This window comes from Nitratidesulfovibrio vulgaris str. Hildenborough, assembly GCF_000195755.1.
In the GTDB taxonomy this organism is placed as follows: domain Bacteria; phylum Desulfobacterota; class Desulfovibrionia; order Desulfovibrionales; family Desulfovibrionaceae; genus Nitratidesulfovibrio; species Nitratidesulfovibrio vulgaris.
In genome coordinates this window covers 1,848,980-1,862,834 of sequence record NC_002937.3, presented here as the reverse complement: position 1 = coordinate 1,862,834, position 13,855 = coordinate 1,848,980, and the positions used below count along the sequence as shown (strand labels likewise).

General features: G+C 61.5%; 13 protein-coding genes. All 13 read left to right on the top strand.

The genetic code is table 11. From position 1 onward, the window contains the following. Window positions 1-19: 19 nt before the first annotated feature. The 13 genes from DVU_RS08535 (at window position 20) to DVU_RS08475 (ending at window position 13,778) form a co-directional block, all read left to right on the top strand. On the top strand, window positions 20-967 hold the full coding sequence (locus DVU_RS08535; RefSeq protein ID WP_010940655.1) for a hypothetical protein: 948 nt from the start codon (window positions 20-22) through the stop codon (window positions 965-967). Next, window positions 960-3,008, top strand: coding sequence for an elongation factor G (fusA, locus tag DVU_RS08530; RefSeq protein ID WP_010939087.1), 2,049 nt, complete (start codon window positions 960-962; stop codon window positions 3,006-3,008). Before DVU_RS08535 ends, fusA begins: the two co-directional genes overlap by 8 nt. 6 nt (window positions 3,009-3,014) lie before the next feature. Then, entirely contained in the window at window positions 3,015-3,530 is a 516-nt protein-coding gene (locus DVU_RS08525; RefSeq protein WP_010939086.1) for a DUF2062 domain-containing protein, read from the top strand. 91 nt (window positions 3,531-3,621) lie between these two features. Then, the gene (gene rsmA, locus DVU_RS08520; protein ID WP_041722933.1) at window positions 3,622-4,422 is read left to right on the top strand and encodes a 16S rRNA (adenine(1518)-N(6)/adenine(1519)-N(6))-dimethyltransferase RsmA; all 801 of its coding nucleotides are present in this window, start codon (window positions 3,622-3,624) and stop codon (window positions 4,420-4,422) included. A 201-nt stretch (window positions 4,423-4,623) separates the two neighbouring features. After that, window positions 4,624-4,896: an HU family DNA-binding protein gene (locus DVU_RS08515; RefSeq protein ID WP_010939083.1), complete on the top strand. Its 273-nt coding sequence runs from the start codon at window positions 4,624-4,626 to the stop codon at window positions 4,894-4,896. 10 nt (window positions 4,897-4,906) lie between these two features. Then, complete coding sequence (locus tag DVU_RS08510; RefSeq protein ID WP_010939082.1) at window positions 4,907-5,110, top strand: hypothetical protein; 204 nt, start codon at window positions 4,907-4,909, stop codon at window positions 5,108-5,110. Between the two features lie 116 nt (window positions 5,111-5,226). Continuing rightward, window positions 5,227-5,430: a 30S ribosomal protein S21 gene (gene rpsU, locus DVU_RS08505; protein WP_010939080.1), complete on the top strand. Its 204-nt coding sequence runs from the start codon at window positions 5,227-5,229 to the stop codon at window positions 5,428-5,430. A 115-nt stretch (window positions 5,431-5,545) separates the two neighbouring features. After that, complete coding sequence (locus DVU_RS08500) at window positions 5,546-5,995, top strand: GatB/YqeY domain-containing protein (RefSeq protein ID WP_010939079.1); 450 nt, start codon at window positions 5,546-5,548, stop codon at window positions 5,993-5,995. Window positions 5,996-6,001: 6 nt separating this feature from the next. Then, a complete protein-coding gene (locus DVU_RS08495; protein ID WP_010939078.1) occupies window positions 6,002-8,317 on the top strand; it encodes an endonuclease MutS2 in 2,316 nt (771 codons plus the stop codon). 32 nt (window positions 8,318-8,349) lie between these two features. Next, on the top strand, window positions 8,350-10,068 hold the full coding sequence (gene dnaG, locus DVU_RS08490) for a DNA primase (RefSeq protein WP_010939077.1): 1,719 nt from the start codon (window positions 8,350-8,352) through the stop codon (window positions 10,066-10,068). After that, window positions 10,061-11,833 (top strand): RNA polymerase sigma factor RpoD, encoded by a 1,773-nt coding sequence (gene rpoD, locus DVU_RS08485; RefSeq protein ID WP_010939076.1) that lies wholly within the window; start codon window positions 10,061-10,063, stop codon window positions 11,831-11,833. The genes dnaG and rpoD overlap by 8 nt, the downstream gene beginning before the upstream one ends. Window positions 11,834-11,991: 158 nt before the next feature. Continuing rightward, a complete protein-coding gene (locus DVU_RS08480) occupies window positions 11,992-12,687 on the top strand; it encodes a thermonuclease family protein (protein WP_041722621.1) in 696 nt (231 codons plus the stop codon). Window positions 12,688-12,719: 32 nt separating this feature from the next. Further along, window positions 12,720-13,778, top strand: coding sequence for a GGDEF domain-containing protein (locus DVU_RS08475; RefSeq protein ID WP_010939074.1), 1,059 nt, complete (start codon window positions 12,720-12,722; stop codon window positions 13,776-13,778). The last annotated feature ends 77 nt before the right edge of the window (window positions 13,779-13,855 follow it).

Genomic DNA, 13,855 nt, shown 5'->3' with positions numbered 1-13,855 from the left:
CAACCGACCGGAACACCTCATGCACCCTGCTGACTTCGATGCCCCGATGCCGTCAGTCCTTCAAGTACCGGATGAGGATTTCGCCCGCGCCTATGATGCCGCGCCCGATGGGTATCGCGCGGCACTCAAGACCTGCATAGCGGCCCTTCATGTGCTGTACGGCGAGCCTCTGTTGCCCCGAAGCGAGTCCTTCGCGTTGCCCCGGTCCGGCATGGCCTATGCGCGTGCAGAACGGGTCGCACCATGGACACTTGTCGTCATCGACGAGTCGTTCCGTTCCGCCCCCCGCCTCCTTGCTGCGCTCATGCCTGCACTTTGCGCCGCCGTGCCCGATGTGCGTGTGATTCGACTCGCCCCGGCGACAACGCCGTGGCCCGACCAGCTTCTCGTGGCCCTTGAACTTGCAGGACAGGAGGTCGCCGGTTCATTGGACACCGTAGACATCGGGCGATTCGTGGCAGGATTGAGAGAAGCGGGACGTGGGCGGTTGCTGTGCCTCGGAGGGGCGGCAAGCTTCGCTGTGCTGTGCCGGGCCGCCATCGAGGCTGACACCCCGGTCTGGCATGACGGGGGGACGCCACGCGTCGTCATCGTCGAGGACGAAGGGGTCGATGCCGCACTTGTGCGCTGGGCGCACGGTGATGCCCTTGCGACAAACGTTGCGGCCGGAGGGCCGACGGCTTGCGAGGGTTCCCCCGATGCCGGCGTTGCCCCTGCTGCGGATATGAGTCCGTCCGCTACGCCTGCCGACGGCATCCCGGGCGGCGAATACGCCTGCGATGCCGCTTTTTGCGGGGCTGCGTCGGCATCCTTCTGGGCAATGCGCGCGCGGCTTGTGCTGACATCGTCCCGTGAAGGGTGCTGGGCCTTCCCGGACCTGACGCCAGATTTTTTCATCGAACGCTCCCTGACCATAGGACGGCACGTTCCCGCCACTTCCTTCCCGCCGGAGATGCTCCATGGCTAGTTCTCATGGCCCCGCCCCCCGTCTCGAACTTTTGCGGAACATCGGCATCATCGCCCACATCGACGCGGGCAAGACCACTCTTTCCGAGCGTATTCTCTTTTACACCCAGAAGATTCACCGCATGGGCGAAGTGCATGACGGCACCGCGACCATGGACTTCATGCCCGAAGAACAGGAGCGTGGCATCACCATCGCCTCTGCCTGCACGACCTGCACATGGGGACGGCATACGGTGAACATCATCGACACGCCGGGGCACGTCGACTTCACCATCGAGGTCGAGCGCTCTTTGCGTGTGCTTGACGGGGCGGTGGGGGTCTTCTGCGCCGTCGGAGGTGTCGAACCCCAGTCCGAGACGGTGTGGCGGCAGTCCGAGAAGTTCGGCGTCCCCAAACTCGCCTTCGTGAACAAGATGGACAGGCTTGGGGCGGATTTCGAAGCCACCCTCGACGCCATGCGCACCCGGCTGGGTGCCGTGCCCTTGCCGCTGGTCGTGCCGATGGGGCAGGGTGAGACATTCGAAGGACTTGTCGATGTCGTCACCCGTGAAGTGCTCACCTTCCCCGCCGATGCGCACGACCGCAGCTATGCCCGTGCGCCGGTCGAAGGGGAGAGTGCCCGCCTCTGCGAGGTGTGGCGCGAGAGGATGCTTGAGACGCTCGCCGAGAACGACGAGGGCATCGTCGACCGGTACCTTGGAGGCGAAGAGCTTGCGCCCGAGGAAATCCGTGCCGCCATCAGGCGTGTGACGCTGGCGCGCAGCCTTGTCCCCGTCTTTGCGGGGTCTGCCTTGCACAATACCGGCGTGCAGCCCCTTCTCGACGGCGTGTGTGCCTATCTGCCGTCGCCTGTCGACGCGGCACCGGTTCGCGGGCTCGACCGGAGCGAGGGCAGGCGGGTGGTCGTCTCGCCTGAACCGAAGGCACCATTGGCTGCGCTGGTCTTCAAGGTCGTCATGGAAGGAAGCCGCAAGGTGGCTCTGGTACGGCTTTATGCCGGGACGCTGTGCGAGGGCGATACCTGTCGCAATGTCACGCGTGAAGTGGACGAGCGCGTCTCGAAGCTGTTCCGGCTGCACGCCGGACGCCGCGAACAGATCGAAGAGGCGTTCGCCGGCGACATCGTCGGCGTCATGGGATTGCGCGCCGCCCGCACGGGCGACACCATCGCCGCCGCGGAACGGCCCGTGCTGCTCGAGAATATCGCGGCCTACCGTCCCGTCATCTCGCTTGCCATGGAACCGCGCAACACCGAAGAGGGCGAGAAGCTCGACGAGGTTCTCGAGCGCCTGTGCCTTGAAGACCCCACGCTTGCCGTCGAACAGGACGAGGGCACTGGGCAGCGCATCCTCTCCGGCATGGGCGAGTTGCACCTTGAAGTGGTACTTGAACGTATCCGGCGTGAGTACGGGGTGAGTCCGCGTGTGGGCAACCCGCAGGTCGTCTTTCAGGAGACCGTGTCCGGCACGGGCGAGGGCGCAGGCGAGTTCGACCGTGAACTGGGTGACCAGCCGCACTACGGGCAGGTCTCTTTGCGCGTGACGGCCCGCGAGCGTGACAAGGGCAACCGGGTGCGTTTCGGCATGGCGACGGAAGGGTGGCCGCAGGCATGGGTTGACTCGGTGGCCCAAGGTGTCGTCGATAGTCTGCAAAGCGGCGTCGTCAAAGGGTATCCCGTGCAGGATGTGGATGTCGAGGTCGTGTCCATGCAACGTCGTGACGGGGCCTCGTCGCCTGCTGGCTACCACATGGCGGCGGTGGCAGCCGTGAAGGCGGCCATGCAGTCCGCAGGCCCGGTCTTGCTGGAACCCATCATGGCTGTGGAGATTTCCGTACCCGAGGCGCATCTTGGTGCGTCCATCGGGCAACTGGGCTCACGGGGCGGCAAGGTGGAGAACATGTTCGACAGGGGCGGGCAGAAGGTCGTGCAAGGGCTTGCACCGCTTGCCGGGCTTTTCGGGTTTTCGACGGCACTGCGCTCTGCAACGCAGGGGCGTGCCGGGCTGGTTATGCGATTCGAACGTTTTGACTGCATGGAGTAGCCGCTCGTGTCCTGTCTCGACTGGTGGCAGAGGTTCAAGCGGGCCCTGCGGCTTCAGTATCTGCGGATACTGCGCCAGCCCGGCTCGACGCATTCCATCGCCATGGGGATGGCTGCTGGGATTTTTGTCGGCTTTCTGCCCATCATACCCTTTCAGTCGGTGGTCGCCATCGCCCTTGCGTTTCTCGTAAGGGGCAGCAAGGTGGTGGCTGTCGCCGGAACATGGATATCGAATCCCGTCAATGTCATCCCGTTCTACGGGATGCTCTACTGGGTGGGCCATCACGTGTGGCATACGGACATCGTGTTCGACCCTGCCAAGCTTGAACTGGCACAGATGCTCCAGCAGGGTGCGGAACTTGTGGCCGTCATGACCATCGGCGGTGTCATCCTAGGCATTCCTGCGGCGTTCGTCGCGTACGTACTTACATTCAAGGGCGTGAACGCCTACAGGCAGCGGCGCATGATCAAGCTGCTGCGAAAGCATGTGGAAACCCGCAACGGAGGTGACGATGCGGCGTGAGAGAAGCCCCCGGGCGGTGCGCGATGCGGAGGAAGAAGGCGTGGCAGCCGCAGAAGGGCAGGGCACGTCCGAGGGGGGAAGAGGTCCTGCCATGCCCCCTCGTGCGAAGAAGAGCCTTGGCCAGAACTTCCTCAAGGACAGGAACATCGCCGCACGCATCGCCGCGCAGTTGCATATTGGGCCCGATGACTGGGTGATCGAAATCGGCCCCGGGCCGGGGGCGTTGACACGGCATATCCATGCCGCCGGGCCCGCCCGTCTCTTTCTGCTTGAGAAGGACCATCACTGGGCACGCGAGCATCGCCTTCATCCATTGGCGGGTACTCCCGAAGCACAGGTGGTCTTGACGGATGCCTTGCTCTTCCCATGGGAAAGGCTCGATGCGGCGCATCCGTGGAAGGTCATCGGCAATCTGCCCTACAATGTCGCCTCACCGCTCATGTGGGACATATGCAGTCGTGCGCCCGGTCTCCTCCGCGCCTCGTTCATGATCCAGAAGGAGGTGGGTGAGCGTATCGTTGCCGCACCGGGCAGCCGGCAGTACGGGGCGCTTTCCGTGTGGCTGCAGTGCTTCACGAAGCCGGAGTGGTGCTTCGTTGTGCCGCCGCATGTCTTCACGCCCCGTCCCAAGGTCGATTCGGCGGTGCTTGCCTTCACCCCGCGTACCGACAGGCCCGATGCCGTCCAGTCGAAGCGCCTGGCCCGTGTGTTGCGCCTCTGTTTCCAGCAGCGCCGCAAGCAGTTGCAGGGGATATTGAGGCCTCATGTGGGTGGTGATGCCTCTGCCCTTCTCGCAGGGCTTGGCATCGACCCCGCCGCGCGTCCCGAGACGCTGTCTCCGGAGCGTTTCATCGCATTGGGAGAAGCCGTTGCCATGTCGGCTATCGCTTGACTTGATTGGTAGAATCGTGTTTTCGATGATTGTTCCGTTGATTGTGGTTGTTGCGCGGCGTGGCCGCATCTGGTAAGCCCATTTGTGGTTTGGGAAAAAAAGCGCAAGGGCGCGGCTGGCGGCAGGCCCGACCGTCTGTCACCTCTGCCTCGCTATGTTCATGGCTGAAGTAACCCCCCGAAGGAGAGGAGGACAAGGCAGATGACAAAGGCTGACCTGGTTGACAAGATTGCAGCGAAGGCCAATCTGACGAAAGCCAGTGCCGAGCGTTCCCTCAATGCGTTCCTCGACGCGGTGAAGGATGTTCTGGCCAGTGAAGGCAAGCTGACGCTCACCGGCTTCGGCACGTTCGCCGTCGAATCGCGTCAGGAGCGCAAGGGACGCAACCCCCGCACCGGCGCAGAAATCAAGATCCCCGCTTCCAAGGTCGTCAAGTTCCGCCCCGGCAAGACGCTCAAGGACGCGGTGAAGTAAGGAGAAGCCGATGCTCGAACCTCTGCAGTGGGCCATTCATGGCGAAACGATCCAGAGCCCCCTTCCGCAGGACATCCCCTGGTGGATGCCCGACCACGCCATCTTCTTCGGTGTGCTGTATGCCGTGCTCTTTGTTATCCTGAGCGGCGTCGGTTACGTCATGCTCAAGTCCATGCGCGATTGCGCCAAGGACTGTCACGGTAGCCATCATTAGGCGACACGACGAGTGGGCAGGCCCCGCCATCCGGGGCTTGCCTTTTTTTCGAGGGTGCACTATGTAACCCTCTTGCCCCTTGTGGGGCCGATTTTCTGTGATGGGAGGTGATTTCTTTGCCCGGTGTCTACCTCAATGAGGACGACTACAACTTCGACATCGCTCTGCGCCGCTTCAAGAAGCAGGTCGAGAAGGCTGGCATTCTTTCTGAAATGAAGAAGCGCCAGCACTACGAGAAGCCCAGCGTGATGCGCAAGAAGAAGAAGGCTGCGGCCCGCAAGCGCCTCCTCAAGAAGATCAGGAAGATGAACATGGCGTAAGCCGTCCCGTCTCCCGGTTCCGGCCTGGGGTCGGGCTTGACGCACGCATTGAACGGGAAGCCCGGATCCATCCGGGTTTCCCGTGTCTCGTTTCATCCAACCACCCAGGTGCCACATGACACTCATCGAACGTCTGGAAAAAGACTACGTTGTCGCCTACAAGGCCAAGGATGCCCTTCGCCTTGGCGTGTTGCGACTGCTCAAGACCGCCGCCAAGAACCTTCAGGTCGAGTTGCGCCGCCCTGTGGAAGAGGCCGAAATGCTCGACCTGCTCACCAAGCAGGCCAAGCAGCGGGTCGACTCCATCGAGCAGTTCCGTGCCGCAGGACGGGATGACCTCGCTGACAAGGAAGATGCGGAGCTTGGGGTCATTCGCGAGTATCTGCCCCAGCCGCTCACCGGCGAAGAGCTTTCCGCAGCCATCGAATCCGCCGTTGCCGCCTCTGGTGCGACCTCCATGAAGGACATGGGGCGTGTGATGAGCGCCATCATGGATGAGCACAAGGGGCGCGTAGACGGCAAGGAACTCAGTTCGGCCGTTCGCGCACGTCTGCAGGCGGGCTAGCAGTCAGTGACACTTGAAGCCCGCACCCTGCGTGCACTCGAATACGACAAGGTATTGCACCATCTGGCGCGATACTGCGTCTCCGAAGCCGGTCGCGAGGCCTGTCTGGCCCTTGCACCGTGCCCCGGTTCCGATGCGCTTGCCGACGCTACCGCTCTGCTTGAGGATGCACGCCGCTGGAGTGAGCATACCGGCTTCCGTCTGTCGGTCTTTCCTCCGCTGGGCGGGGTCTTCCGCTACCTGGAAGGGCAGAGTGCCGTTCTCGACCTTGAGGCGCTATGGGCTCTCCGGCAGATGCTCACGCAGGCGCGCGCCCTTGTGACTTCGGTAGCCGAAGGCGCTGCCACCGCAGGGCGTTGGGAGACCCTTTCGACGCTCACTCTGCGTACCCCGCTACCCTTGCGGTCCGTGTCCGGTCTTGAGCGTTGTGTCTCCGAAGACGGCCTGCTGCGCGATGAAAGCTCGCCAGAACTTCTGCTCGCAAGGCAGGAGATTCGCAGGTTGCACCAGCAGTGCACGCGCAAGGTCAAGGACTACGCCCAACAGTACAACATCCTCCATTACCTTCAGGACGAGTTCATGACCCTCTCGTCCGACAGGTACGTGCTGCCTCTCAAGTCGAACTTCAAGGGACGGCTGCAGGGCATCATCCACGACTATTCGCAGACGGGTGAGACCTGCTACTTCGAGCCCATGTTCCTCGTCGAGGTCAACAACAGGTTGCAGGAACTCAAGCGTGAGGAGAGGGCCGAAGAGCGCAAGGTGCTCACCTATCTCACCGACCTCGTTCGCGGCGAACTCGCTGGCGTGCGTGCTGCCTTCGACCTGCTTGTGACTGCCGATGTGCTGCTTGCCAAATGTGCCCTCGCGGCTGCCTTCGATGGCAGCGTGGTGCGCATGGAGTCGGGGCGGACACTCGACCTGCGCAAGGCCCGGCATCCGCTTCTCGTGCTCGCCGGTCACGCTGTGCAGCCCGTGGACATCGCCCTCGGCGACGGACAGCGCTGCCTCGTCATCAGCGGTGGCAACGCGGGCGGCAAGACGGTGTCGCTGAAGACCGCCGGACTCATCACGCTGATGGCCCTGTCCGCTCTTCCCGTGCCCGCAGCCCCCGGCAGTTCACTGCCCGCATGGACGACTGTGCATGCCTTCATCGGCGATGAACAGAGTCTCGAAGACCATGTGAGCACCTTCACGGCCCAGATAACCCATCTCGGGCGGGTGTGGGACGGGCTCGATGACAGCACGCTCGTCATCCTCGATGAATTCGGTGCGGGCACCGACCCTGCGCAGGGTGCCGCGCTCGCACAGGCGGTACTTGATGAACTCATGGCGCATGGTGCCTCGGTCATCGCCGCCACGCACTTCCCGGCACTGAAGGCCTATGCGCTCTCCCGCGAAGGGGTGCGTGCCGCTTCGGTGCTCTTCGATCCCAAATCACGCAAGCCTCTGTACACACTCGCCTACGATCAGGTCGGGGCAAGTCAGGCCCTTGACGTGGCGCGCGAGCACGGACTGCCGGAAAGCGTCCTCCGCAGGGCAGAGAACTATCTGCTGCTTGACGGTGAAGACACCTCGGCGCTGGTTGCACGACTGAATAGCCTTGCGGTCGACCGCGAGCGTGAACTCGACGCCCTCCGTGCCGAAGAGGAGAAGTACCGCGCAAAACGCATGAAGCTTGAAGAACGCTTCGCGCGTGAGCGCGAGACCCTCTTCCGGGATATTCAGGCGCAGGCGCAGAGCGTGCTGCGCGACTGGAAAGACGGAAAGGTGAGCCACAAGCAGACCCTCAAGGCACTTTCGAAAGTACGCGAGACCCTTTCGACCCAGCCCGCAGAATCCCAAGCCGAACAGGAACAGCCCGTCTCCGTCGATGTGGCCACACTCCGTCAGGGGCAGCCGGTGTTCCATCGTCCGTGGGGCAAGAAGGCTGTCGTGGCTGAGGTCGACCTGCGCAAGTCGCGGGTTCGCATCGACATGAGCGGGGTGTTCCTGTGGGCCGAAGCCCGCGACCTTGCCCCTAGCGACGCCAGACCCGAGACGCGCGCATCCGTCACGCAGACAGTTTCTGCATCGCCTGTGCCCATGCGTCTTGACTTGCGTGGAATGCGTGCTGATGTTGCGTTGAGCGAACTGGAAAAGGGTGTGGACAATGCGCTGCTTGCGGGCAGAAGTGTGCTTGAGATCATCCACGGGCGTGGAACGGGTGCGCTTCGCAAGGAGGTGCATGCCTATCTGCGCCAGTCTCCAGCGATCGCCACGTTCTCCCTCGCTCCGGAGGACCAGGGCGGTGACGGTGTGACGCTTGTTGAATTCCGCTAGGCCATGCTGCTTCATTCGGGCGCGAGGTTGGCATGAAGCGCAGGGACGGTAGTGTCGTTCAGGCCATAAAGAGTCGGCTCAATCTTGTCGATATCGCGAGAAGATATGTCGAGCTCAGAAGGGCAGGTGGTCGCTGGATGGCGCCCTGTCCTTTCCATCAGGAGACGAAGCCTTCATTTTCGATCAACGAGGAGGAGGGGTTCTTCTACTGTTTCGGTTGTCAGGCGTCCGGTGACCTCTTCGATTTCTACGGGCGCATAAACGGACTCGACTTTCGCGAGACGCTTGAACAACTCGCCGAAGAGGCGGGGGTGGCACTCGACGACTGGAAGCCCGACCCGCGGGCGCAGCAGGAACAGTCGCTACGGCGGCAATGTCTGCGGATGTATGACGTGGCGCGTGCGCATTTCGTCGGCAACCTCGCGAAGCGGGAAGGGCAGGAATGTCGCGATTATATGCAGCGGCGTGCCATCGCCCCGGAAATCATCGAGAGTTTCGAACTCGGCTGGAGTCTGCGCGAATGGCAGTCGCTGGCAGACACGTTGCGGCGTGCCGGTTTTGCGCAGGGGCTTGCCGTCAAGGCGGGTCTGCTTGCCACCAGTGACAGCGGAAGAGCCTATGACAGGTTTCGTGGGCGATTGATCTTTCCCATAAAGAGTCTTGCCGGACAGGTCATCGCATTCGGCGGGCGTATCATCGCCGAGGATGATCAGGCCAAATATATCAACAGTAGCGATTCGCCCATCTACAAGAAGGGCGACCACCTGTACGGACTGTATCAGGCGCGGCGCGCCATCTCGCAGCACAAGGTAGCCATGCTGACAGAAGGCTACATGGATGTGCTCACCCTGCACCAGTTCGGCTACAACAACGCCGTCGGGGTGCTTGGTACGGCGCTCACGCCCGAACAGGTGAAGCGGCTTTCTGGCTTCTGTTCGACGGTTGAATTGTTGTTCGACGGCGACAACGCGGGGCGCAAGGCAGCCTTGCGCAGTTGCGAGATGCTTCTGGTGCGCGGGATGCGTTGCAAGGTCGTTCTCCTGCCACAGGGAGAGGACATCGACAGCCTGTTGCACGGGGCCGGGCGTGATGCTTTCGAAAGCATACGGAACGAGGCCCCTGATGGACTGGATTTCTGCATGCGGAGTCTGGCGGCACAGGCCCCGCGAGATATGCTTGACTGGACGAAAGGGTTTCTCGCGCAGGTCGAGCAGCCCGAATTGCTTTCGTATTACATAACGCGGCTTGCGGGCGGACTCGGCCTCAACGAGGCAGAGTTGCGTGACAGCCTTGCCGAGCGCGTCAAAGCGCACGCAGCCGCCCCGGCGAAGAAGCCGGTTGCGCGCGGTCATGCATCACGTGACCGCGAAATAATGACGTTCGCCGTGCGGTATCCCCATTGCCTGCCGCAGTTGCAGGAGGCGGGGGCAGACCTCGTGCTGGGTACCGAATGGGCGCGGACGTTATGGGACAAGATCGAGCGTCATGGTGCCGAAGAGGTGGTCGACCACCTCTCGGAACGGGAAAAGACGTTCTGGATTCGCTGCCGCACTGGCGAGGTACCCCCTCTCGACAATGAAGAGGGCGAACTCGCGGCTGTGCGGCATATGTTGGCCGACATGCAACTGAAGGTGCAGAGCGCGTCGTGCATGGCAGCGCTGCGCCAGCAGATGGGCGGAGTGTCCGACCCGGCGGCAGACATCGAACTGCTGCGGGCGTTGCAGGAAACGTTGGGGAGGTCCCATGAGTAATATCAAGGAAATTCAGCAGATCAAAAGCCTTATCGCCAAAGGTAAGGTGAGCGGCTTCTTGACCTTCGATGAGGTCAACAAGGCCCTGCCTGCTGAGGTCAACACTCCGGAACAGATCGAAGAGATCATCGGCATCTTCGACCAGCTCGACATCGCCATCGTCGACTCCGAGAAGGACGGCAAGAAGATCAGCATGTCCCCGGGCGAGTCGGAGGAGGAGGCACCTTCGGAGGGTGGGCTTGACCTTTCCGACGACGAAGAGACCGTCGACTATTCGTCGCGCAGCACCGACCCCGTGCGGATGTACCTGCGCGAGATGGGTTCGGTGCCGTTGCTCGACCGCGACGGCGAAGTCGTCATCGCCAAGAAGATCGAAATGGGCGAGCAGGACGTGCTGTACGCCCTTGTCGAGGTGCCTGTCGCCGTCGAGGAACTCGTCAACGTCGGTGAAGACCTCAAGCAGAACCGCATCAAGCTGAAAGACGTCGTCAAGACCATCGAAGAGGACGACCCCAGCGAAGACGAGATGAACCAGCGGCAGCGCGTCATCCTCCTGCTTGAAGAGATTCGCACCACGTTCAAGAAGAAGCGCAAGGTCTACTCGAAGCTCGATGAATGCTGCACCCTTGAACGGCGTGTGGCTTCTGTGCAGCGAGAGATTATGAACTACAAGGAAGACATCGTCTCGCGCCTGCGCGACATCAAGCTCGAGAAGACGCTCATCGACCGCATCATCGAGACTGTCGAGGACTACGTGCGGCAGATGCACAACTGCCAGCGCGACCTCTCTGCGTACATCCTCTCCACCGGCAAGACGCAGGCCGAGATACAGGCGCTGTTCAGCGGGCTCGAAGCTCGTGAGGTCAGCCCGGTCGCGGCTTCGGCAGCCCTGAACATGACCGTCGAAGAACTGTTCTCGTTCAAGGAGATGATCCTCGGCAAGATCGAGATCCTTTCCCGTCTGCAGGATAAATGCTGTCACAACGTCAACGACCTCGAAGAGGTGCTTTGGCGTATCAAGCGTGGCAACTCCATCGCCATGCGGGCAAAGCAGGAGCTCATCCGCTCGAACCTGCGTCTCGTGGTGAGCATCGCCAAGAAGTACACCAACCGCGGTCTGCAGTTCCTCGACCTCATTCAGGAAGGCAACATCGGCCTCATGAAGGCTGTCGACAAGTTCGAATACCAGCGCGGTTACAAGTTCTCCACCTACGCCACATGGTGGATACGGCAGGCCATCACCCGCGCCATCGCCGACCAGGCGCGTACCATACGCATCCCTGTCCACATGATCGAGACGATCAACAAGCTCATTCGCACCTCGCGGTATCTCGTTCAGGAACTGGGGCGAGACCCGACGCCTGAAGAAATCGCCGAACGGATGGACTACCCCATCGACAAGGTCAAGAAGGTGCTGAAGATCGCCAAAGAGCCCATCTCCCTCGAGACCCCCATCGGCGATGAAGAGGATTCGAGCCTTGGCGATTTCATCGAGGACAAGAAGGCTGTCGCGCCTGCCGAGGAAGTGGTCAACACCAAGCTTGGCGAGCAGATAGCCTCTGTGCTGGCCGACCTGACCCCCCGCGAGGAACAGGTTCTGCGCAAGCGCTTCGGCATCGGGGAGAAGTCAGACCATACCCTTGAAGAGGTCGGAAAACTGTTCAACGTCACTCGTGAACGTATCCGCCAGATCGAAGCGAAGGCGTTGCGCAAGCTCCGTCATCCTGTCCGTAGCCAGACATTGCGTTCCTACTACGAGAGCTGATCGACTTCGGGGCGGCCTTCGGGTCGCCCCATTTGTACATGGCAGCATCGGTGCGGGTATTCTGCGGAGGGGGCTTCGGCAGGTATCGTGCCCCTTGAAGGTCTGAATACATCATTTCGAGCATCTTGCCGCATGTGCGGCCCAAGACGGGGCAGGATATGCGCCGAAGCATCTGTTCACGTACTATCGTTGCATTCCTGTCACATGTGCTTGTGTCGCTGCTTGTCGTGCTGTGCGCGCAAGTCGAAGCACAGAACCTTGTTGTTTCCGGGGCGACGTTCCTGGATGGCGATACCTTCGTCTATAACAGGGCGAGCAAGGTGCGTCTGGCTGGCATCGATACCCCGGAAATCGGGCATGATGGGGCCCCGGACCAGTATTACGCCGAGGCATCCCGAAAGATTGCCGCCGAGATTGCCGGGAAAGCAACGCTGGTTCTCGTACCTGTTGGGGCAGGCAAGGACAGGCACGGCAGGGGGCTGTGCGATGTCCGGTTGCCTGACGGGCGTTCGCTGAACGAGGTGCTTGTGGAGAAGGGCTCCGCGTATGTCTACTACCATGATGATGTGCCGCAGGCCCTACAGGCGCGGTTGCTGGCAGCGCAGCGTCGTGCCATGGATGCGCGGGCAGGATTCTGGAAGGTCGTGCTCGAATCGTTCCCGGCAGGGGAGTATGTCGGCAACCGGAACAGTCACAGGTTCTTTTCGCCGGGGTGCGCCGAGGGGCGTAGGGTCGCCAGTCGTAACAGGGTGTACTTTTCCACTGCGGAAGATGCTTTCAGGGCTGGCTTTTCTCCGGCAAGGCCTTGCAATATCTGGCCGGCTGTGCGTAATGTGAGAACGGGTGGGGTATAGGGCCATGCATAGTGTATGTTTGCGAGGCCATAATGCGTGATGTTACGTCCTTCGGATGTTGCGACCGGGATTCATGCGATTTTTTCACGGAGGGGCGCTTCTGCGAGGCCCTCGACAAGGCCGGTGTTCCAAGACACCAGAAGTGGCGCACGCTTATCCTTTACATGCGCGGGCTTGCCGACTTTTCGTATCTTACGGAAAACCAGAAGGCGGCTGTGCAGGACTTGCTTGTTTCCGTCCTGCGTGACCGTGATTTTTCCGACAGGCGTTTCGAAGAGGTTCTTCTGCGTGACAGGGAGATACTTGTCGCCCCGTATGAACAGCGTTTGCGGCAGGCACTCTCCGAAGCCGGTACGCTTGTCGAAGATTTCAGACGATTGTTGCAGCAACGCAAGGGTGTCGTCAAAGGTCTTGAGCAGGCAAGCGTGGATGCCGTCTTGCACGGTGGCGACCCGGAAACCATTGTCAGTGTGTTGCGCAACACGTTCCGCGAGGTCGAGAATCTTCTCCATGCCGATGCGTCGTCGATGAACGAACTGTTGAGCCGTGACTTTCTGACCGGCATAGCAAACCGCAGGGCATTTGACGGTCACCTGTTGCAGTGCATCGATGACTGGAATGTGATGCGGCGTCCTCTGGCGCTCATCATGCTCGATATCGACCACTTCAAGACCTTCAACGACGTCTATGGGCATCGTATCGGTGACCAGGCCCTTCAGACTGTCGGGCAGGCTCTGGCACGTGTGGCCACTTCCGCCGATGACCCGGCGGGATCTGTCTTTCCTGCACGGTACGGTGGCGAGGAGTTCGCCGTGGTGCTCGCAGGGGCGGTGGCGTTGCGTGCAGCAGATGTCGCAGAAGACGTGCGTGCATCGCTGGAGAGAAACCTCTTCTCCATACGCGACGGAGACGGCAACGTGCTTCAGCGCGACCTGTCCATTACAGTGAGCGGAGGTGTTGCGGTCATCTCTCCCGACTGGGCACCTTCCACTATTCGTGACAACCTTGTCGATGCCGCCGACGATGCCCTCTACGCCGCCAAGGACGCCGGACGGAATCGCATCCGCGTGTGGCCGCTGCCGCGAGGTTGATGGCAGCACCCCGTTTGTCGCGGTACCCCGTTGCAGACAGACGTGATGCGGCTTGAATCCGTCTTTCAGCTGTTTGT